Origin of the sequence: Corynebacterium atrinae, from assembly GCF_030408455.1 — a bacterium.
GTDB classification, from domain to species: Bacteria; Actinomycetota; Actinomycetes; order Mycobacteriales; family Mycobacteriaceae; genus Corynebacterium; species Corynebacterium atrinae.
In genome coordinates this window covers 2,191,723-2,218,246 of sequence record NZ_CP046977.1, presented here as the reverse complement: position 1 = coordinate 2,218,246, position 26,524 = coordinate 2,191,723, and the positions used below count along the sequence as shown (strand labels likewise).

27 protein-coding genes and 2 tRNA genes are annotated in these 26,524 nt (G+C 62.3%); 19 read left to right on the top strand and 10 right to left on the bottom strand.

What is annotated here, in order from left to right; translation table 11 throughout:
- The first annotated feature begins 47 nt into the window (after positions 1-47).
- The 5 genes from pgm (at position 48) to CATRI_RS10890 (ending at position 3,381) form a co-directional block, all read left to right on the top strand.
- The gene (gene pgm, locus CATRI_RS10910; protein WP_290217510.1) at positions 48-1,709 is read left to right on the top strand and encodes a phosphoglucomutase (alpha-D-glucose-1,6-bisphosphate-dependent); all 1,662 of its coding nucleotides are present in this window, start codon (positions 48-50) and stop codon (positions 1,707-1,709) included.
- A gap of 75 nt (positions 1,710-1,784) precedes the next feature.
- Positions 1,785-2,285 carry a MauE/DoxX family redox-associated membrane protein gene (locus CATRI_RS10905; protein WP_435384168.1) on the top strand — a complete coding sequence of 167 codons (501 nt, stop codon included), beginning with the start codon at positions 1,785-1,787 and terminating at the stop codon, positions 2,283-2,285.
- 30 nt (positions 2,286-2,315) lie between these two features.
- Complete coding sequence (locus CATRI_RS10900; protein ID WP_290217508.1) at positions 2,316-3,044, top strand: DsbA family protein; 729 nt, start codon at positions 2,316-2,318, stop codon at positions 3,042-3,044.
- 153 nt (positions 3,045-3,197) lie between these two features.
- A tRNA-Ala gene (locus CATRI_RS10895) sits at positions 3,198-3,270 on the top strand.
- A gap of 38 nt (positions 3,271-3,308) precedes the next feature.
- A tRNA-Ala gene (locus CATRI_RS10890) sits at positions 3,309-3,381 on the top strand.
- 181 nt (positions 3,382-3,562) lie between these two features.
- On the opposite strand, the gene CATRI_RS10885 is transcribed toward CATRI_RS10890, so the two are convergent.
- Entirely contained in the window at positions 3,563-4,777 is a 1,215-nt protein-coding gene (locus CATRI_RS10885; protein ID WP_290217506.1) for an IS1249 family transposase, read from the bottom strand.
- Between the two features lie 200 nt (positions 4,778-4,977).
- Between CATRI_RS10885 and CATRI_RS10880 the strand changes: the two genes are divergently transcribed.
- The 3 genes from CATRI_RS10880 to CATRI_RS10870 all read left to right on the top strand — a co-directional run bounded on the left by CATRI_RS10880 (position 4,978) and on the right by CATRI_RS10870 (position 8,064).
- Positions 4,978-5,448 (top strand): hypothetical protein, encoded by a 471-nt coding sequence (locus tag CATRI_RS10880; protein ID WP_290217504.1) that lies wholly within the window; start codon positions 4,978-4,980, stop codon positions 5,446-5,448.
- A 242-nt stretch (positions 5,449-5,690) separates the two neighbouring features.
- Positions 5,691-6,491 carry a DDE-type integrase/transposase/recombinase gene (locus CATRI_RS10875; protein ID WP_290216842.1) on the top strand — a complete coding sequence of 267 codons (801 nt, stop codon included), beginning with the start codon at positions 5,691-5,693 and terminating at the stop codon, positions 6,489-6,491.
- Between the two features lie 448 nt (positions 6,492-6,939).
- Positions 6,940-8,064 (top strand): dihydrolipoyl dehydrogenase family protein, encoded by a 1,125-nt coding sequence (locus tag CATRI_RS10870; RefSeq protein WP_290217502.1) that lies wholly within the window; start codon positions 6,940-6,942, stop codon positions 8,062-8,064.
- A 71-nt stretch (positions 8,065-8,135) separates the two neighbouring features.
- Here the strand turns inward: CATRI_RS10870 and CATRI_RS10865 are convergent, their stop codons facing one another.
- Together CATRI_RS10865 and CATRI_RS10860 are read right to left on the bottom strand one after the other, a co-directional pair.
- On the bottom strand, positions 8,136-8,999 hold the full coding sequence (locus CATRI_RS10865) for a nucleotidyl transferase AbiEii/AbiGii toxin family protein (RefSeq protein WP_290217500.1): 864 nt from the start codon (positions 8,997-8,999) through the stop codon (positions 8,136-8,138).
- Complete coding sequence (locus CATRI_RS10860) at positions 8,996-9,553, bottom strand: type IV toxin-antitoxin system AbiEi family antitoxin domain-containing protein (protein ID WP_290221143.1); 558 nt, start codon at positions 9,551-9,553, stop codon at positions 8,996-8,998. The genes CATRI_RS10865 and CATRI_RS10860 overlap by 4 nt, the downstream gene beginning before the upstream one ends.
- Before the next feature lie 274 nt (positions 9,554-9,827).
- On the opposite strand from CATRI_RS10860, the gene CATRI_RS10855 reads away from it, so the two are divergent.
- On the top strand, positions 9,828-10,388 hold the full coding sequence (locus CATRI_RS10855) for a dihydrofolate reductase family protein (RefSeq protein WP_290217498.1): 561 nt from the start codon (positions 9,828-9,830) through the stop codon (positions 10,386-10,388).
- A 47-nt stretch (positions 10,389-10,435) separates the two neighbouring features.
- Positions 10,436-10,687, top strand: a complete 252-nt coding sequence (locus CATRI_RS10850) for a hypothetical protein (protein ID WP_290217496.1) — start codon at positions 10,436-10,438, stop codon at positions 10,685-10,687.
- On the opposite strand, the gene CATRI_RS10845 is transcribed toward CATRI_RS10850, so the two are convergent.
- Positions 10,638-12,407 (bottom strand): ATP-binding cassette domain-containing protein, encoded by a 1,770-nt coding sequence (locus CATRI_RS10845; RefSeq protein WP_290217494.1) that lies wholly within the window; start codon positions 12,405-12,407, stop codon positions 10,638-10,640. The genes CATRI_RS10850 and CATRI_RS10845 overlap by 50 nt on opposite strands.
- Entirely contained in the window at positions 12,407-13,492 is a 1,086-nt protein-coding gene (locus CATRI_RS10840) for an ABC transporter permease (RefSeq protein WP_290217491.1), read from the bottom strand. Before CATRI_RS10840 ends, CATRI_RS10845 begins: the two co-directional genes overlap by 1 nt.
- A 93-nt stretch (positions 13,493-13,585) precedes the next feature.
- On the opposite strand from CATRI_RS10840, the gene CATRI_RS10835 reads away from it, so the two are divergent.
- Together CATRI_RS10835 and CATRI_RS10830 are read left to right on the top strand one after the other, a co-directional pair.
- A complete protein-coding gene (locus CATRI_RS10835; RefSeq protein WP_290217488.1) occupies positions 13,586-14,236 on the top strand; it encodes a TetR/AcrR family transcriptional regulator in 651 nt (216 codons plus the stop codon).
- 447 nt (positions 14,237-14,683) lie between these two features.
- Entirely contained in the window at positions 14,684-15,850 is a 1,167-nt protein-coding gene (locus CATRI_RS10830) for a chloride channel protein (protein ID WP_290217487.1), read from the top strand.
- Here the strand turns inward: CATRI_RS10830 and CATRI_RS10825 are convergent.
- Both CATRI_RS10825 and CATRI_RS10820 read right to left on the bottom strand, forming a co-directional pair.
- Positions 15,847-16,467 (bottom strand): response regulator transcription factor, encoded by a 621-nt coding sequence (locus CATRI_RS10825; RefSeq protein WP_290217485.1) that lies wholly within the window; start codon positions 16,465-16,467, stop codon positions 15,847-15,849. The genes CATRI_RS10830 and CATRI_RS10825 overlap by 4 nt on opposite strands.
- A complete protein-coding gene (locus tag CATRI_RS10820; RefSeq protein ID WP_290217483.1) occupies positions 16,464-17,630 on the bottom strand; it encodes a sensor histidine kinase in 1,167 nt (388 codons plus the stop codon). Before CATRI_RS10820 ends, CATRI_RS10825 begins: the two co-directional genes overlap by 4 nt.
- A gap of 151 nt (positions 17,631-17,781) precedes the next feature.
- On the opposite strand from CATRI_RS10820, the gene CATRI_RS10815 reads away from it, so the two are divergent.
- Both CATRI_RS10815 and CATRI_RS10810 read left to right on the top strand, forming a co-directional pair.
- Positions 17,782-18,831 (top strand): ABC transporter permease, encoded by a 1,050-nt coding sequence (locus CATRI_RS10815; RefSeq protein WP_290217480.1) that lies wholly within the window; start codon positions 17,782-17,784, stop codon positions 18,829-18,831.
- Positions 18,828-19,523, top strand: coding sequence for an ABC transporter ATP-binding protein (locus CATRI_RS10810; RefSeq protein ID WP_290217478.1), 696 nt, complete (start codon positions 18,828-18,830; stop codon positions 19,521-19,523). Before CATRI_RS10815 ends, CATRI_RS10810 begins: the two co-directional genes overlap by 4 nt.
- On the opposite strand, the gene CATRI_RS10805 is transcribed toward CATRI_RS10810, so the two are convergent.
- Complete coding sequence (locus CATRI_RS10805) at positions 19,451-20,473, bottom strand: MerR family transcriptional regulator (RefSeq protein WP_290217476.1); 1,023 nt, start codon at positions 20,471-20,473, stop codon at positions 19,451-19,453. The two genes, CATRI_RS10810 and CATRI_RS10805, sit on opposite strands and share 73 nt — an antisense overlap.
- Entirely contained in the window at positions 20,460-21,071 is a 612-nt protein-coding gene (locus tag CATRI_RS10800; protein WP_290217474.1) for a HEAT repeat domain-containing protein, read from the bottom strand. The genes CATRI_RS10805 and CATRI_RS10800 overlap by 14 nt, the downstream gene beginning before the upstream one ends.
- A gap of 162 nt (positions 21,072-21,233) precedes the next feature.
- On the opposite strand from CATRI_RS10800, the gene CATRI_RS10795 reads away from it, so the two are divergent.
- A complete protein-coding gene (locus tag CATRI_RS10795) occupies positions 21,234-21,656 on the top strand; it encodes a pyridoxamine 5'-phosphate oxidase family protein (RefSeq protein ID WP_290217472.1) in 423 nt (140 codons plus the stop codon).
- On the opposite strand, the gene nadE is transcribed toward CATRI_RS10795, so the two are convergent.
- Positions 21,653-22,489 (bottom strand): NAD(+) synthase, encoded by an 837-nt coding sequence (gene nadE, locus CATRI_RS10790; protein WP_290217470.1) that lies wholly within the window; start codon positions 22,487-22,489, stop codon positions 21,653-21,655. The two genes, CATRI_RS10795 and nadE, sit on opposite strands and share 4 nt — an antisense overlap.
- A 205-nt stretch (positions 22,490-22,694) precedes the next feature.
- Here nadE and ykgO point away from each other — a divergent pair, with 205 nt between their 5' ends.
- From ykgO to nrdE, 4 genes are all read left to right on the top strand, one after another.
- The gene (ykgO, locus tag CATRI_RS10785) at positions 22,695-22,817 is read left to right on the top strand and encodes a type B 50S ribosomal protein L36 (protein ID WP_005511141.1); all 123 of its coding nucleotides are present in this window, start codon (positions 22,695-22,697) and stop codon (positions 22,815-22,817) included.
- 680 nt (positions 22,818-23,497) lie between these two features.
- Entirely contained in the window at positions 23,498-23,731 is a 234-nt protein-coding gene (nrdH, locus tag CATRI_RS10780) for a glutaredoxin-like protein NrdH (RefSeq protein WP_047253723.1), read from the top strand.
- A gap of 142 nt (positions 23,732-23,873) precedes the next feature.
- Complete coding sequence (gene nrdI, locus CATRI_RS10775; protein ID WP_290217467.1) at positions 23,874-24,314, top strand: class Ib ribonucleoside-diphosphate reductase assembly flavoprotein NrdI; 441 nt, start codon at positions 23,874-23,876, stop codon at positions 24,312-24,314.
- A 51-nt stretch (positions 24,315-24,365) separates the two neighbouring features.
- Complete coding sequence (gene nrdE, locus CATRI_RS10770; protein WP_290221140.1) at positions 24,366-26,513, top strand: class 1b ribonucleoside-diphosphate reductase subunit alpha; 2,148 nt, start codon at positions 24,366-24,368, stop codon at positions 26,511-26,513.
- Positions 26,514-26,524 lie beyond the last annotated feature (11 nt).

The following is a 26,524-nucleotide window of genomic DNA, read 5'->3' as shown; positions in this document are numbered from 1 at the left end:
GACAATGTGGGTTAATCCCTGTCTCATCTATGAAGGAGCACCCCGAGATGGCACACGAGCGTGCGGGCCAGTTAGCCCGCCCCGAAGACCTCATCGACATCGCCGAGCTGGTCACCGCGTATTACACCCGCACCCCTGATGTGGAAAACCCCGATCAGCAGGTCGCCTTCGGGACCTCCGGGCACCGCGGTTCCTCCCTCGACACGGCGTTCAATGAGGACCACATCCTGGCCACGACCCAGGCGATCGTCGACTACCGCCGTGCCAATTCCATCGGCGGCCCCGTCTTCATCGGCCGCGACCCCCACGCCCTGTCCGAACCCGCGATGATCTCCGCCCTGGAGGTCCTGCTGGGCAACGGCATCACCGTGCTTGTCGACGACCGTGGGCGATACACCCCCACACCGGCCGTCTCCCACGCCATCCTCGCCCACAATGCCGGGCTCGCCGGTGGCGTCACCGGCACCGACCCGCTGCGGGCCGACGGCATCGTCATCACCCCCTCCCACAACCCACCCCGCGATGGCGGCTTCAAGTACAACCCGCCCTCCGGCGGCCCCGCCGACACCGATGCCACCGATTGGATCGCCGCCCGCGCCAACGACTACCTCCGCGCCGGGCTCGACGGCGTCTCCCGCGTCCCGGTGGCCGGCGTACTTGACCCCCGCGCCGAGCGCTACAACTACCAAGACACCTACATCGCCGACCTGCCCAACGTGGTCAACATTGACGCCATTCGCGCCTCCGGGCTGTCCATCGGCGCCGACCCCATGGGCGGTGCCTCCGTCGATTACTGGGGTGCGATTGCCGACGCCCACGGCCTCAACCTCACCGTGGTCAACCCGCTGGTCGATGCCACCTGGCGCTTCATGACCCTGGACACTGACGGCAAGATCCGCATGGACTGCTCCTCGCCGAACTCCATGGCCTCCCTCGTACACAACCGCGACAAGTTCGACATCGCCACCGGCAACGACGCCGACGCCGACCGCCACGGCATCGTCACCCCCGACGCCGGGCTGATGAACCCGAACCATTACCTCGCCGTGGCCATCGAATACCTCTTTGGCAACCGCCCCGGCTGGTCGCCGGATACCGCCGTGGGCAAGACCCTCGTGTCCTCCTCCATGATCGACCGGGTGGTGGGGAACCTGGGCCGCAGGCTGGTCGAAGTCCCCGTCGGCTTCAAATGGTTCGTCCCCGGGCTGATCGACGGCACCATCGGCTTCGGCGGCGAAGAATCCGCCGGCGCCTCCTTCCTCCGCCACAACGGCACCGTCTGGTCCACCGACAAGGACGGCCTCATCCTCGACCTCCTGGCCGCCGAAATCACCGCTGTCACCGGCAAGACCCCCTCCCAGCGCTACGCCGAACTCGCCGCGGAATACGGAGCCCCTGCCTACGCCCGCACCGACGCCGAAGCCAATCGCGAGCAAAAAGCTGTGCTGAAAAACCTCTCCCCGGAGCAAGTGACAGCTGACACACTCGCCGGCGAAGCCATCACCGCCAAGCTCACTAACGCCCCTGGCAACGGCGCCCCCATCGGCGGCCTCAAAGTCACCACCGAAAGCGCCTGGTTCGCAGCCCGACCTTCCGGTACCGAGGACAAATACAAGATTTATGCCGAGTCCTTCCGAGGGGAAGACCACCTGCGTGAAGTCCAGAAGGAAGCCGAGGCATTGGTGAGCGACGTCCTCAACAAAGCCTGACTAATGCCTGTGACGTGCCGATGTGGGTGAATTCATGTAGGCCCACATCGGCCCGGTGGGCTAGAGTCTGTTGGCGTGTCCACTATTGAACAATCCGAGGCGCCAGCCGACGCTCGCTCGTGGTTTACCCGCTCGGTTCTTCTTGATGCCATCAGCGCCTTCGCGCGCTTCTTCATGGCCTACACCTGGATCTCGGCGGGCATCCCCAAGCTGAACGACCACATGAACATGACGCAGGCGATCACCGCCTACGAAATCTTCACCCCCCAGTTTTCCGATTTGCTGGCCCGCCTCATCGGCCCGCTGGAAATCGCCGGCGGCCTGATGCTGCTCCTCGGGCTGTTCCTTCGCCCAGCCAGCAAACTGGCCTCGGTCGTTCTGGTGCTGTTCATCATCGGCATCGCCTGGGCTTGGATTGGCGGCCTCGTCATCGACTGCGGTTGCTTCAACATCGAGCCCAACGTGGACAAGCAGGCCATGGATTACTTCTTGACCATCCTGCGCGACATCGGCTTCTTGGCACTGAGTGTGTGGACTATCTACCGTCCCTTCAAGAAGTTTGCGATCTACCCCTGATCACCAACTAGAGCAAGGTACAGAAATACAGTGAGCACCAAAAAGGTCAGCAACCCGAACGCCAAGGGCGGCTCCGGCTTCCTCTGGGCAATCCTCGCCGTCGTCCTCATCGCCGCCGTCGTGATCGGCTACATCGTCATCTCCGGCCAGGGCAAGAAGACCGAGCACCTCGCCGATCGCGAGACCGTCACAGTCGACTTCGCCTCCAACCTCGATGACAACGCCGTGACCCTCAAGTCCGCCGACGCCGCCGCCGACGCCCCAGCCGTCGACCTCTATGAGGACTTCTCCTGCCACTACTGCGCCCAGCTCGCAGAAAACACCGACGCGCAGATGAAAGAAGCCCTGGACGAAGGCAAGCTCGTGGTCAACGTCCGCACCCTCAACTTCCTCGACCGTGGCAACCCCGACGGCCACTCCACCCGTGCCGCCGCCGCCATCCTCGCCGTCGTAAACTCCGGTGACACCGAGCTCTACTGGAATTACCGCGCCACCCTCCTGGAGAACCAGGAAGAGATCTTCAACAAGTGGAGCAACGACGACTTCGCCGACGCCGCCGTCGCCCTGGGCGCCAACGACGATGTAGCCAAGGCCATCCGCAATGGCGACTACCAAGACGAAGCCGTCGCAGTGGCCACCGCCAACGCCGACAAGCTCAACTCCGAGACCGGCCAGGTTTCCTCCCCTCGCGTGATCCAAAACGGCAAGGATGTCGACGTCGCCGACATCAACCAGTGGATCGGCGCTGTGGTGAAGTAGCCCCTTTCTATTTGGCGCTGTGGTCCGGTCGCTTCCCCCTTGAGCTGGGGAGGTGCCGGGCCACTTTTTGCTTCGTCCATTGGTGTCGCCGTGTGACCTGTGGATTTGTTCGCACCCCCGCCAGGCGTGTAGATTTACATGAGTTGAAAGCAAGGGGCTATGGCGCAGCTGGTAGCGCACCACACTGGCAGTGTGGGGGTCATGGGTTCGAATCCCATTAGCTCCACTGTTTCCCGCAAGGGAAGCTGAAACACAATTACACAAGGGGCTATGGCGCAGCTGGTAGCGCACCACACTGGCAGTGTGGGGGTCATGGGTTCGAATCCCATTAGCTCCACGTTTTAGGTACCTGACCTGGTATTTTTCGATTTTTAGCGCGGCGATCGGCTCATTGAGCTGGATCGCCGCTTTTCTTTTCCCTTCACGCCGAACGAGGCGACAAAACCGGCACTTCCGGGTTAAGGGACAAAAAGTGTGTCTTTGCGGCGTGTCGACTTAAGGGACATTTTGTGTGTCTGTCAATGGGATCGCCCGGCCCAACCCTGGCGAACCCACTGGGACTGTGAGTGCTCAATCCCGGTATCGAACCCCACCGGGCGCCCGTCGCCCGAACCGGATCGTTGTAGGTGGTCCTGCTCGATGAGTTCGACTGCCCGGCGTTTACCAACACGGCCAAAGTCCTGGGCGCGGGCGATGGATTCCGGGGTGTCGTGATTTTCGGTGTGCAGGTAGAGCCACCAGTCCATGATGATGCGTTGGTGCTCGTCGAAGGTGCCTCGGTGGGCGCGGGCGAGGTGTTTGAGTTGAGCGTTCACGCCACCTTCCAGGTGGTTGGTAGTTGCCTTAAGTGCCCGCGTGTTGAGATCGGTGCGGTTGAGGTAGACAAACAGGTTGCCTGCTTTGTAGAGCCGTTCGAGAAGTCTGTAGGCCGATCGTTGGCGGTAGTGGGTGTACCACCAGGTGGTGTTGTGACGGGCGAATCGTGGCACGGTGGTGGGGTCAACGTCGTCGAGGTAGGTCTTCTCGTTGAGCCAGTCGCCGAAGGTGGAGTGGAATCGATGCAGGGCAAGGGTCCAGTCAGCGGCCTGTTGCGCGGTCTCAACGGCTAGTAGTTGCAGAGATAGTCGGCGTAGTGCTTTGCCGGCCGGGGTGGCTGGTCGGGTAGTGACGTATTTCTGGATGTTGCGTTTGACATGGATCAGGCAGCGCTGGACCTTCGAGGTTGGCCAGTGTGTGGTGATGGCTTTGAGGGCGCCTCGTTGTCCGTCGGTGGTGACCACTTCTGGTGGGGCGAGTTGTTGGAGGAGTGTGCCGTAGTTGAAGGAGTCCTCGGTGGCACACCAGTGCCAGGTGAGGACGTGGTCGGTGGTGCAGGCGACGAGCAGGCATGTGTTGTGGAAGTAGGTGCCGTCGATGAAGACCTGGTCATAGACGCGGTGGGGGTCGGTGTTGTCGGGGAGCTGGATGAACCAGAAGTCGGCGAACCAGCGTGTCAGAGTGCGTCTGGTGACACCCAAGTCGGCGGCGATGGTGCTCAGGCTGGCGGTGGAGTTGATCCAGTTGATAAACGCGGTGAAGTGGTGGCGGTCGGTGGTGTGGGCTCGTGGTTGAACGGTGGAGATGCCGCAGTCGGGGGTTGTGCAGCGCCAGCGGGTGGTTCCTTTGGTGGTGGTGCCGTTTTTCTTCATGGGCTGGTGGCACAGCGGGCAGGTCGGGCGGTTATTCGAGCTCACCTTCTTGGGGTAGCAGGGGTGTTACCACAAGCAGGTGGTGGGGTGTGGGAGATGCCGGGATGTGGTCTGATGGAACTGTGGGAAACTCCAGAAAGCACGCTAGCGGCTGGTCAGAGGGAGTTTTGGGACTGTTTTAGACACACTTCCCTTGCTGTCAGTCTGGTTGTGAAGCTATTTCCCCCGCTTCTAAGGAGACGACCATGACCGTGACTATCCCACCCACAATCGAGCGGGAATGGACAACTGAGCAGATGAGGGAACACGCCCTGGCCTACACAACCACCCGCCACGGGTACAAAGGCACCTACCTCGCCGTCCACGGTATTTCCCGCTTTCAGATGCGCCGGTTCGTGGCACTGACCGCCGACGGGGATCTTGCCACCGGGCGTGGACCACGTTTAACTGGCAGCATGACCACCGATGACGCCGCTGAAATCCGACGGCTGGAGGCAACCATCACCGACCTCACCGACAGACTCGCTACCGCCGAAGCCTGTGCTACTACCGCTGAGCATCAACGCGACACCCAAGCCGAGACGGATTCGGCGAGTATTACCGAACTTAAAGAAGTGATCGGCGCCTTGGGAAAAGCTATCGCCACCATGCAGGAAGCTGGCACGCGTGTCGACGTGGCGGAAAACAACTCACCCCAGCCGAGCACACAACCCTAGAACACCTGCAAGAGCAGGAAGAAGACATCCTCACGAAGCTACGTACTGCTGGGTGGACGAAGAAAAACGCCCTTGACCTGGTAGGCCTGTCGGAATCGACCTACCACTACCGCCACCGTCCCCGACCACGCGTAACCAACCCGATCCCGCATACACAGCGGTGCGGGTTAGTTCGACTCAGTGATCAGGAAAAGGACAAGATTCGCGCCCTGCTGACCGCCGGTAGGGCGGAAGGGTTAAGCGTGGCTGAGATCTACTGGCGTCACGTAGATGACCGGCGGGAACCCTACCTGGGATCACAGTCAAGTTTTTACCGTCTGGCCCGGATGATGCGCGCGTTCACACCGGTGCCACGGGCACGCACCCGCCCGGCACGCAGCCCGGTACCGCAGGTCACGGCGACGGGACCGGGGCAGGTGTTTGTGTGGGATGTGACCTGGATTCTAGGGAGCTTGGTCCGTCAGAAATGGGCACTGTATCAGGTCATGGATTTGTATTCGCGCAAGATCGTTGGATGGACAATCCAGCCTGGTGAAGACACCGTGATTGCTACCGACCTCATTGAGCAGTGCCTCGTTGATCAGGGGATCGGCACGGTGAAGATCGTGCATTCAGATAACGGGTCCATCATGACCAGCAAGGCCATGACTGCCCTGCTGGGGAGGTACAACGTGACTCAATCGTTGATCCGTCCGTCGGTGAGCAACGATAACCCGCAGTGTGAGTCATTGCACCGTACTGTCAAGCGGCACCGTTTGGCGTTGGAGGTCTACACCGATATCACCCAGGCGTATGAGACTATCGCGGCTGTTATCGAGGCGTACAACACTACTGATCATCATTCGGGGATAGCGTCGTTTACTCCTGAGGAGGTGTTCACCGGTGAATGGGTGGCGACGTTGGAGCACCGTCGGCGTCGTAAGGGTGTCTATTACCGTGATCATCGCCAGCGGTTTCATGCCCCGCCGAAGGTCTGGACGGTGCCGCATGCGGTGACGATCAATCTTGCTAAGCCGCCTGAGGAGTTCGTCCTTGCCCAGTAGTCACCCCCCCTTTTTCTTCACAACTACTTGACACCCAGCGCTTTTTGTCCCTTAACCCGCACTTCCTAACAACTTGGCTCGTTTGGAGGGGAGATTGACCCCGGAGTTGTTAGGAAGTGCGGGTTTTGGGGTTCCTCTGGTGGGCGGCGGATTCTAGGGGTCGCGGGACAACAGGTGTTGGATACTGCCCCTAACCCAGGCCTCCTGTCGGGTAGCTAAGGTCAGCGCCTTGGCCCACCCACCTACTGCTTGAAATAGCTCCCATTTTTCGGCGTGGATGGCAGCAGTGCGAAGAACAGGGTGTCTTCTACCGTCGACCAGACAACGGCAGCTACCGCAGAGAACCTAGCTCAGTTAACTGTCCACGAATTGCGGGTAACCCCACCTTATTGTTTCGGCAGAGGCGAAGCGCGCCGGGGATGATCCGGCGGCTTATTTCCGGGAGTCGGTGGAAGGTCGGGATGCCCTGATCAGGAAGCTCAATGCCGCTAACTATGAGATGTTGGCTGATCGCGAGGAGGTTACCCTGCTCGACGGTGAGGCTCGGTTCGTGGGGCCGCATGAGGTGGCCGTCGATACGCAGGACGGTGAGGTGCGGGTGACTGCTGAGTACATCGTGGTCAACACCGGCACGACGCCGCGGCCGCTGGATTTTCCGGGTGCCGACGGCCCGCGGGTCTTCGATTCCACGACCATCCAGCACATCGATCCGTTCCCCAAGCACCTGACCATCATTGGGGGCGGGTTCATCGGCTGCGAGTTTGCCAACATGTTTTCCCTCTTCGGCTCGAAAGTGACGATGCTGGATGCGGGGCCTGAGTTCCTGCCGCGTCTCGATCGCGATGTCGCCGATGCCGTCTCCGCTCTCTTCGTCGAGCGGGGCATCGATGTGCGGCAAAACGCCAAGGTCACCGCTATTGGGGCCGATGGATCGGTCAGCGCTGGTGACAAGATTGATTCCGACGCCGTCCTCATCGCCGCCGGTCGCACGCCCGCCACGGCGGGCTTGGGGCTGGAGGAAGCCGGGATTGCGACCGATGTGCGGGGAATTATTGTTGTCGACGATCAGCTGCGGACGAGCGTCGATAAGGTTTTTGCCACCGGTGACGTTAATGGTGGACCGCAGTTCACCTACATCTCACTCGATGATTTTCGGATCGTCGCCGACGCCCTCCTCGGCCCCGGTGCCCGGCGACGCAGCGATCGAGTCGCCGTGCCCAACGTGACGTTCATCACTCCGCCGCTCGCGACCGTCGGACTCAACGAAGCTGACGCCCGCGAAAGTGGCCGCAATGTGCTGGTCGGCAGCCTGCCGGTGGCCAACATCGCCGTCATGCCACGTCCCAAGATCGTGGGGGAGACGCACGGCATCATCAAACTGCTTGTCGATGCCGACAGTGACGAACTCCTGGGCGCCACCATCTTCAGCATTGATGCCCAAGAAGTCATCAACCTTCTGGCCCTGGCCATCCGCTCCGGCACCACGGCAACCGAACTTCGCGATGGCATCTGGACTCACCCCTCGTCCACTGAGGCACTCAACGGGGTGCTCAACAATCTGCGACCGCTGTAGTTTGAGCGCTGGGGATCGAGGTCGTCTGGCTAACTGGAGCAATTGACCCTGTTTCCGCGTAGCGAAGCTAGTTACTCGAGTGATGGCGAGTCTCCGCGGCTGAAGGCGGGGTCGAGATATGACGCTACGAGAGTCATTTGGTCATCTAGTTCTGCTTCGCATAGCCCCTCCAGTTTGTGTTTGCGGCGCCACGCTGCCCACTTAGACTGTCCCACTTTCCCGTAGCCGCTGACGTGCGGTGCAATTGATTCCAGGGCAACACCACGGTAGCGAGCTACAGCTCGCGCGGATTTGAACAGTTCGTCAGTGTCGATTCCCTGCCGGGCGAGTTGAACAATGTCCACGTAGTCACGCCACCGAGTGCTGGTGATTCCCCGTTCGAGGATCGTGACACCTTTCTCGGCGATCGATGTTTCCGGTGCGTATCCGAGTATTGAGATTGACGCGCCCAAGACACGGTCGATGCGGACTTCACGGGGAGCAGGAAATATTGGATCCCCGGTGGAGACATCCCACGCAGCGGTCCCTTTCCATGCCCCTATCGACACACCGACTCGGACTCGGAAGCCAGGGTAATCGGAATGCTCACGGATCTCCTGCACGGTGATTGAGTCCAGGTTGAATATCACTCCATCATCAACCTCAACGCCGACAACATCATGGACGACAGACACGAGGCTATCGATCGAAACTTCCGTTCCGACAGCATTCGAATCAGCGTCCTTTGTAGCGCGGCGTACGCCGTATGCCGCAAGTAGGACTCCACCTTTGAGTACGAAATTTTTCGCGTGGGGAGTGCGAGTCAGGCAATCCAAAAACGATTCCAGAGTGTGCCGGATCAAGTACTCCTGCGTGGGTACACCGGCGCTGACGACTATGGTCGTTGCCCGTGCTTCGGACTGAATCAGACGGAAAACCTCTTCGCCTCTACTCATGTCAACACTTCTAAAGCTCGGAGCATGGGAGACTTGGCGCGAGGTAGCTGTGACGCTATCTCGATGAGCCGAGCGGGCTTGCCGCCTCTTTGGAGCCATGCCTTCAATGCTTCCAGGGGCAACTCATATCCAACCGCGCCTCTCAGGCGAAACGCATCTGCAATCGACCTTTCCGGCGAATAGATTCCAATTGTCTGTTCCGTCCCTGGGATTAGAATCTCCTCTCGGCCGATGTTAAAGGTGGCACGGTCAAACTGATGCCACGCGATCGTTGCCGGGGTCGCTGGCGTGCGTACCCCACGTGGAATCGCCACATCCATCGCTGCTGGAATCTCGACCGTCAAATCGTGATGGGCGAGCGCCGATGTGAGGCAAATGGTCGCATCTGGGCGCCGCGTCGCAGCCTCAATCCAGTCCCAGTCTGAAGCTGAAGAATCCGAAGGCAAATAAATGCCTCGAGCAATCCTCTCCACCCGTCCAGCCCGAGCTGCGCGGTATAGGCTGCTGCGCGAGAGACCTGCATCTCGGGCTGTGCCTGGCGTCAACGTGGGCATCGATGCCAACTCCTTCACGGGACGAAACGTATACAGGTAACTCTAGCTGAGGACGAATCGTTCCACCAGGGCTAGCTAGAGTGTGCTTGAGCTCCCCTTGAAGGTGACAGATGCCGTAGGATTCAGCGACACTCAGTGGCGACTATCGACGTCATCCAACCCGAAAGGGTGAAAGATTCGATGAACTATCACCAACCGATGTGAAGTCACCTCAACCATCGCCGTGACAACTGAACAAACGCACCATCTCACTCGACCGACAGGAGAAGACGAGATGAGACCTCTTCGATATTCGATCAACGTCACGCTTGACGGCTGCTGCCATCACGAGGCTGGGTTGCCGCCTGACGAAGAGTCAATGGCTTTGTGGACTGCGGAGATGGAACGGGCCGACGCTCTCATTTTCGGTCGGGTGACGTATCAGATGATGGAATCCGCGTGGCGAAAGCCGGCATCCGGTGAGTGGCCGGAGTGGATGGAAGAGTGGCAGATTCCCTTCGCCGAAGCGATTGACCGCGCTAAGAAATACGTCGTATCGAGGACTTTGGAAGAGGTCGACTGGAATGCTGAACTACTCCGGGGCGACCTTAGGGACCAGGTTGAGACACTCAAGCAGGAAGAAGGCGAAGGGCTCTGGGTGGGAGGAGTCACGCTTCCCCTGGCGTTAGCAGACTTGGGTCTGATCGATGAGTACGAGTTCCTGCTCCACCCAGTGCTGGCTGGACACGGCCCCACCTTGCTTTCCGGTCTGCGGGAGCGGGTTGAACTCGACCTGGTGGAGCATCGACCATTCCAGTCGGGCGCCATTGTTCTTCGGTACCGGCCCGCACTCTGACGATGATGGGAGCCAAGACGTGAAGATTCTCTTGTGAGAACGTGGTGGTGCCGGATCCGACTCACCCCATTGCGCTTATCGACGTCCGCGATCTCGCCGAGTGGATCGTCGAGTGTGCGGAGCAGCGTCATTGCGGCATTTTCAATGCCGCGGGAGATGACGGCCAGCGTGGATGGGGCCACGGTCACTACCGCTGTGTGGCGGCGCTGCACTATGAGGAGCGCCGCCAGGAACCGCGGCTCGCGGGGCTTAGTGATGAGGAAGAGAAGGAGATTCGGCGAAAGCTGTCCGGCGGGTAGCCAGCATCATCGTCTCCTCTAGCGTGGCTTGGCCCTCGGTGACGGTGAAGGCGCCGTTGAGGGGAGCGAGCACCACAGAGACTTCGGAGGGGTGGGCGCCGGGGAGGCGGAGGACGCGGCCGTCGAGAAGCACGGCGAAGCCGGCGTCGCGGAGCAGGAGGAAGGCGCGTTCCCAATGATCTGTGGTGACGGTCAGGGATCGGTGGGTCGCGGTGATGTCGGTGACGCGGCCGTCGCTAAGCATGACCAGACGATCGCATTGCTGGGCTTCCTGCATGTAGTGGGTGGTGACGAGCACGCCCGTGCCGTTGTCTGCGGAACTGCGGAGGTTGCGCCAGAGGCGGGCGCGGGTGAGCGCGTCCATGCCGGAGGTGGGTTCGTCGAGGACCAATAGCTCGGGGTGGTGCCCGGATGCGGCGAGGTAGGCGAGAATGCGCTTAGTCCCCCGCGGCAGGGCGGCGACGGGGGAGCGGCCGAAACCTTCGGCGAAGGCGCGGGCCTCATCGCTGACGGGGATGCCATAGACGGAAGCCGCGAAGTCGAGATTCTCCATCGCGGACAGGGACGGGTAGAGGCCGAGGCCTTGGGCGACGTATCCGATGCGACGCCGACCGTCGAGAGTGGGCGAGGAGCCGAAGAGCGTGGCCTGACCGGCGGTGGGGGTTTCCAGGCCGAGCAGGATGCGCATGAGCGTGGTCTTTCCGGCGCCGTTCCCGCCGAGCAGCCCGACGATTTCGCCGGCTTCGACGTGGAGGGAGACGCCGTCGAGCGCAGGGAACGCGCCGTACCTGCGGCTGATGTTGGTGGCTTGGACGAGTGGGGCGTCGATACGCTGTGGTGGTGTGCTGCCGGTGACGGGGAGCCCTGCGGAGGTGACATCGCCAATCCCTGCGTGCAGGAGCAGCGCGATGCTGGTGTTTTCCAGATCGCCGGGTGCGGGAGTGAAGCCCTCCGGGCCGTGCATGCCCGCCTCCCAGTGGTAGACGGTGTTGGCCCGTCGCCAGCTTGCGGGAGAGTCGAGTTCGCGCCGGGCGGCGGGGAGGGTGAAGGGGGCTTCCCAGATGGTGCCGGGAGTCTGGGCGATGACCTCGTCCGGGGTGCCGGAGGCGAGCAGGTTCCCCTCGCCAAGGAGGAAGAGGCGGTTGGCGCGCTCCGCCTCGTCGAGGTAGGTGGTGGCGAAGACGACGGTCGCGCCGTCTGCGGCGGCACCGGCGATGAGGCTCCATAGTTCGGCGCGGCTGATGGGGTCGACGCCGGTGGTGGGTTCATCGAGAAGCACGAGGCCGGGGCGGTGCATGGTGGCGAGGATGACGCCGAGCTTTTGCCGCATTCCGCCCGATAGCCGCCCGGCGGGCCGCTTGGTCACGTGGTCTAGGCCGGCGAGTGTGAGCAGCTCAGCGGCCCGGGAATCCTTCGGATCGAGGTGGTAGGCCCGGGAGACGAACTCGATGTTCTCCGCTACGGACAGGTTGCGCCAGACGCCGGATTCGCCCGCCAGGTAGCCGATGTTTTCGCGTTCGACGGGAAGCCCGGTGGTGGTGCCGTCTGAGGCGGACAGGCGGCCGGCGAGGAGCTTGAGCAGGGTGGATTTGCCTGCGCCATCACCACCGATGAGGGCGGTCACGGTTCCTGGTTGGAAGGCTCCGCTGAAGTTGTGGAGGGCGGTCTGCGCGCCGAAGCGCACGGAGACCCGGTCGAGGTTGATAGTGGCGGGGCGCATTAGCGGGCGCCTCCGTGGGTGAGGGTGTGGCGCATCCGTGCGGTGGAGGCACCAAACGCGACGATGGCCATGGCGGCGAGAATCGTCAGGGGGAGCCAGAGGCTCGTGAGGTCGGCACCCCGGAGCATGACGCCCTGCGCGATCTCCCGGAACCAGGTGAGCGGCAGGATATAACCGATCCAGCGCACCCCCAGCGGCATCGCATCCAGGGGAAAAATCAACCCGGAGAGCAGGACTTGCGGCACGACGAACAGGATCGCCATCTGGATCGCCTGCCCAGTGCTTTGCGAGACCGAGGAAATGAGCACCCCGATTCCTAGGACGACTAACAGGAAAACGAGGGCAGAGATGCTGAACAACCACAGGCTCCCCACGAAGGGAACTCCGAACAGCCACACCCCGAGGGCGGTGACGGCCGCCATATCGACGAGTGCGAGCAGGAAGTAGGGGATGATTTTGCCCAGGATAATCGCCGACGGCCGCAGCGGCATGACCGCCAGTTGCTCCAGGGTGCCCGTCTCCCGCTCGCGGACGAGCCCGATGCTGGTGATGAGCGCGCCGATGAACAGCAGAATCAGACCGAGCAGGCCCGGGACCATCACCCACGACGTCTTCAGATCCGGGTTGAACAGCACCGTCACCAACTCCTCCGACTGGTCAGTCGGTGGCTGCGTGGCGGCTACCTGCATGAAGATGCCCTCGGTGGCCTGAGCACTGAACAGGCTGCTTCCGTCGATGTAGACGTGCATCCGGTCCGTCAGTGGTGCTTGCGCAGCACTAAATTGCTTTGCGACGACCACCGCATTCGCTTCCTGCCCCTTGAGCAACGACTGCGCATCTGCGTCACCCAGTGTTGGATCAACGCGGGTGATGTCCACCTCGTCTTTGATGGCCGGGTTGCTGGCGATGGTAGCGGACACCGTTTCTGCCTCCGGCCCGACGACGATGACCTGCACTCGCTCTACCGAGAAATTTGCCGCGTAGCCAAAGATCACCAGGAGCAACACGGGCAGCGCGATCAGCATGGCCAGGGTGCGGCGATCACGCGCTAGCTCTCGAAATTCCTTCACAATCAGGGCTTTCATCGCCCCACCTCCGTATTTCATCGGTTGATGAAATAGACTTTAGCGGATTTCCTCATGCGATGAAATAGGAGAGCACCTGATACCGTTGGTCACATGAACAAGGGGAGAAAAGCGGAGGTGGAGGAAGCCCCCCGCCGCGGACCTCGGCCGTCTGGGAAAGCAGGCAAGGAGCAGATCCTCGAGGCGGCGACCCGGGAGTTTGGTGAATACGGGTACCAGGCCTCCACCATTCGCAAGATCGCCGAGGCCGCCGGAGTGGATTCCAAGCTGGTGCATTACTACTTCGGCACCAAAGAAAGCCTGTTTACCACGGTGATTACCGAAACCTTCCGCTCGCGCGGGTTCCCCGACATCCTCCTCCCCGAAGGCGCAGGCAGGGAAGGGTCACCGGGAACCCGATACGTTCTCGCCGTCCTCACCGCACTCGAGGACCCCAGCATGGGCCCCGCCTTCATCGGTCTTGTCCGCGGCATCGGAACCCATGACGAGTCTCGGCGGATCTTTCTCCGCTTCGTTACCGAGGAACTCCTGGGGACCTTCGCACCCCGCCTCGGCGTCGAACACCCCGAAACGCGGCTCTCCCTGGCGGGCTCGCAGCTGCTCGGGCTCGTCTTCGGCCGCTACGTGCTAAAGGTCCCGCCCATAGCCACCCTTTCCGTCCCGGAGCTGGCCCGAACCATCGGCCCCACGATCGATCGGTACATTTTCGGTGATATTGAGCTAGATGACGCTGTTTCAAAGTGAGCTAAAAGCCTATGGTCTGGCATGGCTCGAAGCAGATCGCGTTTGCTGGTGACGTGGGCGGCCAGCAAGTCAAGTGAGAACGCGGAAGCTATCTAATTCGAAGCAACGCGGACATTGTCGGACGCTCGGTCGCGACGAAGTCGCTGGCTTTAAAGGTGGGATTGCCGCCCACCCTTTCGGCTATGAGGCGCGCGGAGTAGAAAGTCCCAGACTTCAACGAAATGTTGCGCTGGCGATCGGTTTTGATCTTCCTCGCTGTCCTCACTTTTGAGCCACCACGCCAGGCGGCGAGCAAAATCCCACGCTTCCGGGCCTTCTAAGTATTCGCTGCTCTCCGTGCTCATTGTGCGGAAAAGTCGAATGCCGACAATTCGGGAGGACCGACTGTCCTTTGTCATGTGCTTAGGGTAGGAAAGCTATAAACCTTAACCCCCTATACTTTCCGACATGAACGCAACGACACAGCGCCCGCGAGTGAATTCGCGGCTCGCGCTGCAGGCTCTCGGTTACGGCGCCGTCGCCGGCTTGATTTCCATCCTCACGTTCAAGGGGATGACCTGGCTGCAGCACCTCGTGTGGGACGGCCTGGGATTGCCCATCTACGTCACCATTCTTCTCGGCGGAGCCCTGCTCATTCTTATTAGTTGGTGGGCGCCGACGGAGGACCTGGAGACCTTGCTTCGCCATTCGGAGGACCCCGGCCACCTGCCTCGTCGTGCGGTCGCGGCGACGGCATTCGCCGCGATCGTCGCCGTCGCTTTCGGCGGGGCGATTGGACCGGAGGCGGGCATCGTGGCGGTGGTGGCGCAGATGTCGGCGATAGTGACGCATTTGATTGCGCGGGACGTCAATACCCAACGGGTAATTGGGCAGGCCGGGAACGCGGGGGCGCTCGGTGGTTTGTACGCATCTCCGCCGGGGGCGGCGGCTATTGATGGCGATGACCTGGGGCAGGGCAAAGCCCTGCAGCTGGCAGCGGGATTTGCTGGATTCTTCGTGTTCGTGGGCGTCGCTAAGCTCACGTCCAGCGGGGAGGGTGGCCACATTTCGCTGCCCGCCATCGGGGAGACCCAGCCGTTCCTGCTGCTGGTCGTGGCCGTGGTGGCGGCCGCGGCGGGGTTGCTGTTTCGCGCGCTGCATCACGCTTTCGAGCAGGTGACGCACGGGATCAATCGCCAGTGGCTGGTCGTTGCCGCAGGCACGGTGTTGTTTGCCGCGCTGGCGACGGTGCAGCCGCTACTGAGGTTTTCCGGGCATCACGAGCTGGATGATCTGCTGCCGCTTGTCCAGAATTCTCAGTGGTCGCTCCTGCTCGCCATCGCCGTGGGCAAGGTGGTTGCCATCGCGCTGTGCCTGGTCAGCGGCTGGCGCGGCGGCGAGTTCTTCCCGCTGGTGTTCACCGGCGCGGCGATCGGCGCCGCAATGTCGGTGCTGCTGCCCGCGCTAGACGTGGGATCGGCGATGGCCACAGGCATGGTCGCCACTGCGGCCGTCGGCTGGAAGCGCACGGTAGCCGTACTGCTCATCCTCATCTTGCTTATCGACGCCCCGGTCGCCCTCCCCCTCCTCATCGGTGCGGGAGTGGCCTACGTGGTCGGGCTTATCCTCGATTAGCGCAGAATCCCGCTCTCCCGGGCACTGGCCACGGCCGCCGTCCGCGAGGACACATCGAGCTTGGTGTAAATGTGCGCCAGGTGGGACTTCACGGTCGCGTCGCTGATGAATAGCCGCTGCGCGATCTCCTCATTCTTCGCGCCGGTGGCGACGAGCCCCAGGACCTCGATCTCCCGGGCGCTGAGGGTTGGCTGCGGGGAGCGCATCCGCGCGAGGAGGCGGCCTGCGATGGCGGGGGCGAGGGCGGTTTCCCCGGCGGCCGCGGCGTGGATGGCGGCGAGGAGCTCGTCGAGTGGGGAGTCCTTGAGCAGGTATCCGCTGGCCCCGGCTTCGACGGCGCTGAGGATGTCGCTGTCGGTGTCGTAGTTGGTAAGCACGAGTACCGCCGGTGGGTGGGGCAGCGCCCGGATGCGTCGGGTCGCGTCCGCCCCGGTGTCCTCGGTGCCAAATTGCAGGTCCATGAGCACGAGGTCGGGGGAGTGGTCGCCGGTGAGGGCCACTGCCTCATCTGGGGAGGTCGCCTCGGCAATGACGGTGATCTCGGGGTCATTGGACAGCATGGCGCGCAGGCCCGTGCGCACGACGGGGTGGTCGTCGGCGATGATGAGGCGGATCATGGGTGGCCTCCGTTGTTGGGAGTGAAGGGCAGGTCGGCGCGGACGGCAGTGCCTTGGCCGGGGGTGGAAGCTACCGAGAGGGTGCCGTCGAATTGTTCGACGCGCTCGCGCATGGCCTGCAGGCCGAAGGATTCGGCTTCGCGGAAGCCGCGACCGTCGTCAAGCACTTTCAACGTGGCGGTACCCTCATCCACGGCGAGAATGATGGCGATGCGGGAGGCGTCGGCGTGGCGGATGGCGTTGGACAGGGCGCCTTGGGTGATGCGCAGCAGCGCGGTCTGGATGCCCATGGGCAGGTCAACGTCTGCGGCAGTGACCTCGATGGGGATCTCGGCGCGGCGGGATTGCTCCGCCCCGAGCCTGCGCAGCGCCGCCGCCAGACCGTCCTCGAGTCGGCTGGGGGTGAGCTCCCGGATGATTTGGCGCGTGTCGGCGAGGCTCTCGGCTGCGGTCTCCCGGGCTAGCTTGAGATAACCCGCCGCGGGTTCGGGGGTCGTGGGCTCGGCGGCCTGCAACAGCATCTGGATCGACGATAAGCCCTGGGCGACGGTGTCATGGATATCGCGAGCCAGCCGGGCCCGCTCCGCTAAGGCGCCCTGCTCGCGCTCGGTGTCGGCGAGTTGGGCGCGGGTGCGCATGAGCTCGCTGAGCAACTGCTCCCGCGCCTGCGCCTCCCGGGTCAGCGCGCGGTAAGCCAACCCGATGAGCAGGGGAACCCCGGCACCGACGAGGGGACCGATCACCCCGCCGACGCTAAAACCCAGGTGCAGCCCGAGGGCCACGATGGCGAAGGCGGTCGCGAGAATGATCACCACAGCGGAGCTCGCCCCGGGCAAGAGGTGGAGGTAGAGGAAGAAGAGGGGAAAGACCAGGTAGGCACCCTCGGGGCTGAGCCACGTTAGTGCCGCCCACAAAACGGTGAGCACGATGATCCAGCCGAGGCTCGCTGTTCGCGGCCCCGGCGACCCGCCCGAACCCCGCGCCGCCCACGCGCCGAGCAGATACACCGCGACGAACGCGATCCCGACGGCCAGCACCCACCACGCCACCGGCGAGGACACTGCGAAGGCCCGCAGGATGGCGAAGCCCGTCAGCCCCACGAGGAGGGCATGCAGCCCCAGGCGCAGGCCAGTGAACACGGGGGCGAGGTTCGAATGTGACATAGCGGTTCAAGCCTAGGGCAGTCTCCGGTGGGCGCCATCAACAGAAATGATGACTCGGATTGCGCAGGTTCGGCCGATGCTGCTCCTCCCCGGCGCGGGAAAGCTCAAATAGGTAGCTCGCACAAGGAGTGCTGGGCAGGAGAGGATTGACGTGTTTGTCGCTTGGAAGGAACTGCGGTTTGCCCGTGGAAGATTCGCGCTCATCGGGGCGGTGGTGGCGTTGATTACCCTGCTCGTGGGGTTTCTCTCCGGCCTGACCGGGGGGTTGGCAGCGCAAAATGTCTCCGCGGTGCTCCATATCCCCGCTGATCGGATCGTCCTCCAGCAACCGACCACGGGCAGCCCCAGCTTCTCCACGTCTTCGCTCGACCCCGACACGGTACGTCAATGGCAGGACGCCCCCGGGGTCGAATCGGTGACCCCGATCGGCATTACGCAGACCCGGGCCGCCCGCACAGGTTCCGAGGAGCCCACCGGGGTCGCCCTGTTTGGCCAGCCGTCGGACCTGGCAGAAGGGGAGGTCGAGCTCTCCACCGGTGCCGCCGCCGCACTAAATGCCCAGGTTGGCGACACCGTGAGCATCAACAACCAATCCTTCACCGTCGCCGCCATCGACGAGGATCTCTGGTACAGCCACACCCCCGTCATCACGATGAGCCAGCCCGCGTGGAGCGAGTTGAGCCAGCGCGTCGGCGGGACCGGTGAGCCGACGATGTTGGCGGTGACGGGGACACCGGATTGGGCGGGCGTCGATAAGCAGGCAGGCACCGTAGCGCAGACCCCGCTGGCCAGCCTCGCCGCCCTCGACGCCTTCTCCTCCGAGGTCGGCTCGCTGGGCCTCATGATCGCCATGTTATTCGGCATTTCCGCCCTCGTCGTCGGCGCCTTCTTCACCGTCTGGACGATGCAGCGCGCCGGCGACATCGCCGTCCTCAAAGCCCTCGGCGCCAGCACCTCATCGCTCGTGCGCGACGCCCTCGGCCAAGCGTTCATCGTCCTAGCCGTGGGCATTGGCGTCGGTGTGCTCGCCGTTGTTGGCCTCGGGCAGCTCGCCGGCCAGGCCCTGCCCTTCGTCCTGAGCCCGCTCACCACCCTCGCCCCGGCCGCCATCCTGGCGCTGCTCGGACTTCTCGGCGCGGCCTTCGCCCTGCGCATTGTCACCTCCGCCGACCCACTCACTGCCCTCGGGAGCAACCGATGATTGAACTCCGCAACGTCACCCTCACCTTCCCCGACGGCGCCAGCCGCATCACCGCCGTCGACAACGTCACCCTCCGCGGCGAGGGCGGCGTGGTCACCGGCATCACCGGCCCGTCCGGTTCCGGCAAATCCAGCCTCCTCGCCGTCGCCGCGACCCTCATCCGCCCCGACTCCGGCTCCGTCCTCATCAGTCGGGGAGACGAGCTTATCGACGCCGCCGTCCTCAGCCCCCACGATGCCACCGCCCTGCGTCGCACCAGCATCGGGATTGTCTTCCAACAATCCGCCCTGCTCCCGGCCCTAACGGCCCGCGAGCAATTGCAGGTCATGGGCCATCTCGGCGACCAGGCCCAACGATCGCTTATCGACGCCCGCGTCGACGAACTCCTCGCCGCCGTCGGTCTGTCAGCCCACGCCGACAAACGCCCCCACCAACTCTCCGGTGGCCAACGCCAACGCGTCGCCATCGCCCGCGCCCTCGTCCACGAACCGGACGTCCTCCTCATCGACGAACCGACCAGCGCCCTCGATCAAGAACGCGGCGCAGAGATCATGCAGCTCATCGCCCGCCTCACCCACGAACGCAACACTGCCACGCTGCTAGTCACCCATGACCTCGTTCACCGCTCGGCCTTGGATGAATTGGTGACGGTGGTGGACGGGCGCATTGATAGCAAATACCTGGCCGTATGAGCTACCTGCGGGGAAGCATCAGCCGCCAAGCGTGTCAACAGTGAATCAGCCCCTGGCCCGGGAATTCCGGCGAGCGACTCGGTCAACCGGTACCGAACGGAGTCCTCGGCCCCGGCGAGCTCCGCAGCGAGGGCCTCGGTGATTTCTGCAGCGTAGCCATGCTTGAGAGCTAGAAACTCCAGGACGTCTGCGGCCTCCACGTCCTCGCGGCCCGCCACGATGAGTTCCACCAGGGCGGCAACGGCATCCACCTCCCCTAACCTGCCTCGCTCGAGGGCCGCCCATCCCCGCACCTGGGGATCGGGGTGCGCGATGGCGCCAGCCAGGGCCTCCAACGACTGCACTGAACCGATCTTTCGCAGCATCATCGCCGCCCGGCGTTGCCGATCAGGGGAGGCAGACGTTAGGACGTCTGCTAAATGGGGCACCGCGGTGTCTCCGCCCTGCGCCACCACCCAGTCCAACGCACCCGCGGTGTTGGGATCGGTCTCGGACAGGGCGGCGTCGATAAGCATGGACAGGTGACGCTCGGCGTCGACGGACAGTGCCACCCGCAGCCGCTGGGAGGGCTCGGCGGCGCCGAGACCCCGTATGAGGCTCGTGGTGCGCAGCACGTCGGACCAGTCGACTGGGTGGCTGGCGCGCACCAGACGGAGAGTGCGCAACAGCGCTTTTTCTTGGGTGAGGCGCTCGCGGGTGCTGGTGATGAGGGCGTCGATAAGCGTGGTCGGACTGAAGCCCGGATCACGGAGCACCTCGGCGACCTCCGATAACTCCAAGCCCAGCGAACGCAACCCCTCAATGTGGAACAAGCGCCGCAGGTCCTCGTCCGAGTACTCGCGATACCCGCCGGACGTGCGTTCCGGCGGACGGAGCAACCCAATCTTGTCGTAATGACGCAGCATGCGGGCGCTGACACCGGAGAGCTCGGACACCTCACCAATACGCACTGTGGAACCCCTCCTCCGGGTCGGCCATGATCCGCTCCGTAGCCAACGCGTGGGCACGCACCGACTCCCGAGGGTGGTGTCGAGCACGCGCAACGACGCCTTCGGCGGCGGGACCCAACTGCGCGAATGCTCGGCTCAGGCTGAGCCGAACATCACGATCACCGCGCCCAAACTGCGATGCTAGAACCTTCGCCAGCTGGGGTTTCTCCTCCTCAGGGTAGAGACCAGCTGCCGCGCGCCACGCCGTGCGGGCCACCTCATCATCGCTATCGCGGAGCAAGTCCAGAGTAATCGCCCGCCACGTCGTGGGATCCGCGATCTTGGTCAACGTGTGCAATGCCTGGCTGCGGGCCTGCGGCTCGGCCGAACGCAACTCGGGCAGAACGAGCTCCACCACCTCCGTGTGATCATGACGGGTCAGCGCCCATGTCAGCATGTCCCGGACGAAAAAGTCAGGCTCGCGCCCGCACTGGGCAACGAGTGATGGAGCGAAACCTGGCTGCGGGCTCGTGCCTGCGGCCAGCGCGGCCTGCAAACGGGTGGACGCGGCTGGGGCGTCAAATGCCTGTTGGAGCTGACGTTGACTAATGGTGGTCATGGGGACCTCCTCCTTTCCCCTTTCATCAAAGACCTTGACACTGTGGCAAGGTCAAGGGTTAAGGCGACTATCCCACCTGCCTTCGCCACAATGAGCGACGACGTAGTCTAGAACTAACAACCGGCCGCGCCCGCGACCGTCAGACTTCAGGAGTTGACCACCATGTCCATGAACGATGATGTCTTCCGCAATCTCTCCGTCGAGCAGTCTTTGGCTTACCTAGCCGACGTTCAGCCCGGTCGCTTAGTGCTGCACCGCAACAATGACCTGGAGATCTTCCCGATCAACTTCGTCATCGATGGCGAAGACATCTACTTCCGCACCGCCGAGGGCTCCAAGCTCTTTACTCTCACCCTCAACCACGACGTCCTCTTCGAGGCCGACGGAGTTGAGGACGGTACTGCCTGGTCCGTGATCGTGCGCGGTACCGCCGAAGTGCTGGAAGACAATGCGGCGATCGCACACGCCGAGACCCTCAACCTCAAGCCCTGGGCCCCGACGCTGAAGTACAACTGGGTGCGCATCCAAGCCACCGAGATCTCGGGCCGTGAGTTCGAGATCGCGGAAGAACCGGAACGCTACTAACGCCACCACGTCGAGGTGGGCTCCGGCGGCGTGTGCCGCTTGTGATTGCCCACCTTCCACAGGTGCTCGATCCGCCTCCGGGCGTCATCGGGCACCTTTCGGCCTTCCAGGTAGTCGTCGATGTGTTCATAGGTGACGCCGAGGGCGTGCTCATCCGGCAGCGCCGGGCGGTCTTCCTCGAGATCAGCGGTGGGTACCTTCCGCCACGTGCTTTCTGGTGCGCCCAGCTCCCGCAGCAGGGCGGCACCCTGGCGCTTGTTCAACCCGGCGAGGGGGAGAAGATCGGCGGCGCCATCACCAAACTTGGTGAAAAACCCCGTCACGTTCTCCGCAGCATGATCAGTGCCGATGACCAGCAACTGCATTTCTCCCGCAATCGCATACTGAGCGATCATGCGCTGGCGGGCTTTGACATTGCCCTTGTTGAAATCGCCCAGCTTGCTCAGCCCCAAGGCGGAGGCGACGGCCTGATCCATGGCCGCGGTGGAGTCGGCAATATTGACCGTCACGCTGTGATCAGGATCGATGAAACGCAGGGCCGCCTGAGCATCATCTTCATCGGCCTGGGTCCCGTGGGGGAGTCGCACGGCCCAAAACTCCGCATCGTGTCCTTGCTCGCGCAGGTTGGAGACCGCCAACTGGGCGAGGCGACCCGCCAAGGTGGAGTCCTGGCCCCCGGAGATACCCAGCACAAAGCCCTTCGCTCCGGACGCCTTGAGATAGTCCACGAGGAAGGCGACGCGGGCGTCGATCTCCGCGGGGGCATCGATAATCGGCAGAGTATGCAGGGCAGTGATAATGGAATGCTGCAAAGATTCGGGAGCCTGAGACATGCTGCCGATACTAGCCGCCACCGTCGCCAGAATTGTGCCTCAAGAACAGCTAAGACGATTGTTTTGGTGGATGGGGGAGACGTCAGGTAACATATCCCCTCGTGTCATGGCTGGTGGACTCGCCGAGTGCATCGGTGGGAGATCCCCAGTCACTGCAGGAAAATTAGTCGCATTCCGATAACGCGCATACAGAAAGGAGCGCCCGATGAAGGTCCGCAAGTCGCTTCGGTCGCTGAAGAATAAGCCGGGCGCCCAGGTTGTGCGTCGTCGTGGCAAGGTCTACGTGATCAACAAGAAGGAGCCGCGCTTCAAGGCCCGCCAGGGTTAAGAGCACGCCTCTGCATAGTCGTCAGCCGTCCGCCTCCCCTTGGGGAAGCGGGCGGTTTTCGCTATGCCGGTTGCTGTTTGGGGCTCAAGGGGCAAGTTGGGTCTGCTCCAGCTTTGGCCTGGCGCCGGGGCATCGAGCCACCGTCCTAAGTCGGTGCGCTGGCCGGCCTACTGAGTCGGCGAAACCGGCACTTCCTAACAACTTGGCCGGTTTGGAAGGGGGATTGACCCCGGAGTTGTTAGGAAGCGCCGGTTTTAGGCTGTTTTTCCGACCACCGCCGAGCGTCACCTGGGGTTTTAGGTCGGGAAATCGGTTCCGGTCGCGATCAGGGCGTCGGGAGGAAGCGGACGGCAACCCAATGAGCACCACCAGCCCCACAACATCGCACCCGCCCCAGTTTGTAACGATTTGATAACGGCAAGGCAGCGCGAACGCGCGCGAACAGCGGAAATCCCATCGGTGTTGTTCTGGAGCGATTAATGCTTGCGGGGGCAAGGTCAACATGTGGGCCTGCTTGTGCTCACATCCTGGGAGTTTCATCGGTGTAACTACTATATATAGTGCTGGTTGCGCCCATAGACCACAAAGTATAGTGTCATTAACTGTCGCTACCGGGGAAAACTCGGAGCACGGAAGAACTGCCAGACGCACGACAGACCACACAGACGAGGACTACTCCCATGGCTATCACCCTCTACACCAAGCCCGCTTGCGTTCAGTGCAAGGCCACCAAGAAGGCTTTGGATCGTGCTGGTCTGGAATATGACACCGTGGACATCAGCTTGGACGATGATGCTCGTGATTACGTCCTGGCCCTGGGCTACCTCCAGGCCCCGGTCGTGGAGGCTAACGGCGAGCACTGGTCCGGGTTCCGCCCCGAGCGGATCAACAACCTGACTGCCGTCGTCGCCTAACACCGTTCCGGCAGCGGAGCGGAGGCGATACCGGTCGGGAGTCGGAGAGCCTTCGCTCGCACCCTCGCTTCGCATAATCCGCCCACCATCAGCTGGGCGGATTTATTAGTTAGAGAACGTCAACCAAAGGAAGTGAAACGGCATGCTCGTCGTGTACTTCTCCTCCGCCACGGAGAATACCCGCCGGTTCGTCGATAAGCTTGGGTTTCCCGCTCAGCGGATTCCTTTGCTGAAAGCAGAGGAACCGCTGGTGGTGGACGAGCCTTACGTGTTGATTTGTCCGACGTATGGCGGCGGGGCGTCGATAAGCCATCAAAATTCGCGGCCCGTTCCCGTTCAAGTCATTCGCTTCCTTAATAACGAACACAATCGCAGCCTCATTCGCGCGGTGGTGTCGAGCGGAAACACCAACTTTGGTACTGATTTCGGGGTGGCCGGTGAGGTCATTTCTAAAAAGTGCCAGGTGCCGTATGTCTATCGCTTTGAACTGTTGGGCAACGATGAGGACGTGGAAATTCTGCGCGCAGGCCTCATCGAGAATGCAGAACAACTCGGACTGCAGCCCGAACCAGCAGCTAGTTAAACTACCAACGAGAGTGAAAGGCAAGGTCACGTGACCACCACGAGCCAGCCCATGGGAAAGTCCGTCGCCGAGCCGGTGAGCCAGGCGGAACAGCTTGATTATCACGCGCTGAACGCGCTGCTCAACTTGTATGACGATAAGGGTGAGATCCAGTTCGATAAGGACCGAGAGGCCGCGAACCAGTTCTTCCTCCAGCACGTCAACCAGAACACGGTGTATTTCCATGATCTGGAAGAAAAGCTGCATTACCTCGTGGAGAATCGTTATTACGAGCCGGAGGTGCTGGCGCTCTACGACTTTGACTTCATCAAGTCGTTGTTCAAGCGTGCCTACGCCTTCAAATTCCGTTTTCAGACGTTCCTCGGTGCATACAAGTACTACACCTCGTACACTCTCAAGACTTTTGATGGCCGCCGCTACCTCGAGCGCTTCGAGGACCGCGTCTCCATGACCGCGCTGTTCCTCGCTAACGGTGACCGCCCCTTGGCAGAAAACTTGGTCGACGAGATTATGTCTGGCCGCTTCCAGCCCGCCACCCCGACCTTCCTCAATGCGGGCAAGGCTCAGCGCGGTGAGCTCGTTTCTTGTTTCCTCCTGCGCATTGAGGACAACATGGAGTCCATTGGCCGCGCTATCAACTCAGCTCTCCAGCTGTCCAAGCGCGGTGGCGGCGTCGCTCTGCTGCTGAGCAACCTGCGTGAGTCGGGTGCGCCGATCAAGCACATCGAGAACCAGTCCTCGGGTGTCATCCCGGTGATGAAGCTGCTGGAGGATTCCTTCTCTTACGCCAACCAGCTCGGTGCGCGGCAGGGGGCCGGCGCGGTGTACCTCAACGCCCACCACCCTGACATCATGTCCTTCCTGGACACCAAGCGCGAGAACGCCGATGAGAAGATCCGCATCAAGACCCTCTCGCTCGGTGTCGTCATTCCCGATGTCACCTTTGAGCTGGCGCGCCGCAACGATGACATGTACCTGTTCTCGCCGTATGACGTGGAGCGGGTGTACGGCAAGCCTTTCGGTGATATTTCCGTCTCTGAGTTGTATGACGAGATGGTGGAGGATCCCCGGATCCGCAAGACCAAGATCAACGCGCGTCAGTTCTTCCAGACGCTCGCGGAGATTCAGTTCGAGTCCGGCTACCCGTACATCATGTTCGAGGACACGGTCAACGCCGCGAACCCGATCGCCGGTCGCATCAATATGTCTAACCTGTGTTCCGAGATCCTGCAGGTCAACACCCCCTCGACCTACCATGAGGACCTCACCTACGAGCATGTCGGCGAGGATATTTCCTGCAACCTTGGCTCGCTGAACATCGCTATGACGATGGACTCGCCCAACTTTGCTTCCACCGTGGAGACCGCGATTCGTGGCCTCACCGCAGTCGCCGAGTCCACTGCCATCAACTCGGTTCCCTCCATCCGCGAGGGCAATGACGCCGCCCACGCCATCGGTCTGGGGCAGATGAACCTGCACGGCTACCTCGGTCGCGAGCGCATTTATTACGGCTCGGAGGAAGGCCTCGACTTCACCAACGCCTACTTCGCTGCGATCCTCTACCAGGCTCTGCGGGCCTCCAACAAGATCGCGCGGGAGCGTGGGGAGAAGTTCGTTGGTTTCGAAGATTCCAAGTACGCCGACGGTACCTTCTTTGACGGCTTCGACCCGGCGGAATTCCAGCCGGTAACCGAAAAGGTCAAGGAGATCTTCGCCAACTCCACCGTTACCGTGCCTTCCGCGGAGGAGTGGGCTGACCTCAAGGCTGAGGTGATGGAGCACGGACTTTACAACCGAAATCTCCAGGCCGTTCCGCCGACGGGCTCGATCTCTTACATCAACAATTCCACCTCGTCGATCCACCCGATCGCCTCCAAGATCGAGATCCGCAAGGAGGGCAAGATTGGCCGCGTGTACTACCCGGCGCCGCACATGGACAACGACAACCTGGAGTACTTCCAGGACTCGTACGAGATCGGCTACGAGAAGATCATTGATACCTATGCCGTCGCCACTAAGTACGTCGACCAGGGTCTGTCGCTGACGCTGTTCTTCAAGGACACCGCCACTACCCGCGACATCAACCGCGCTCAGATCTATGCGTGGCGCAAGGGCATTAAGACCTTGTACTACATCCGCCTGCGGCAGGTCGCCCTGGAGGGCACCGAGATCGAGGGCTGCGTCAGCTGCATGTTGTAGCTTCTCGCTTA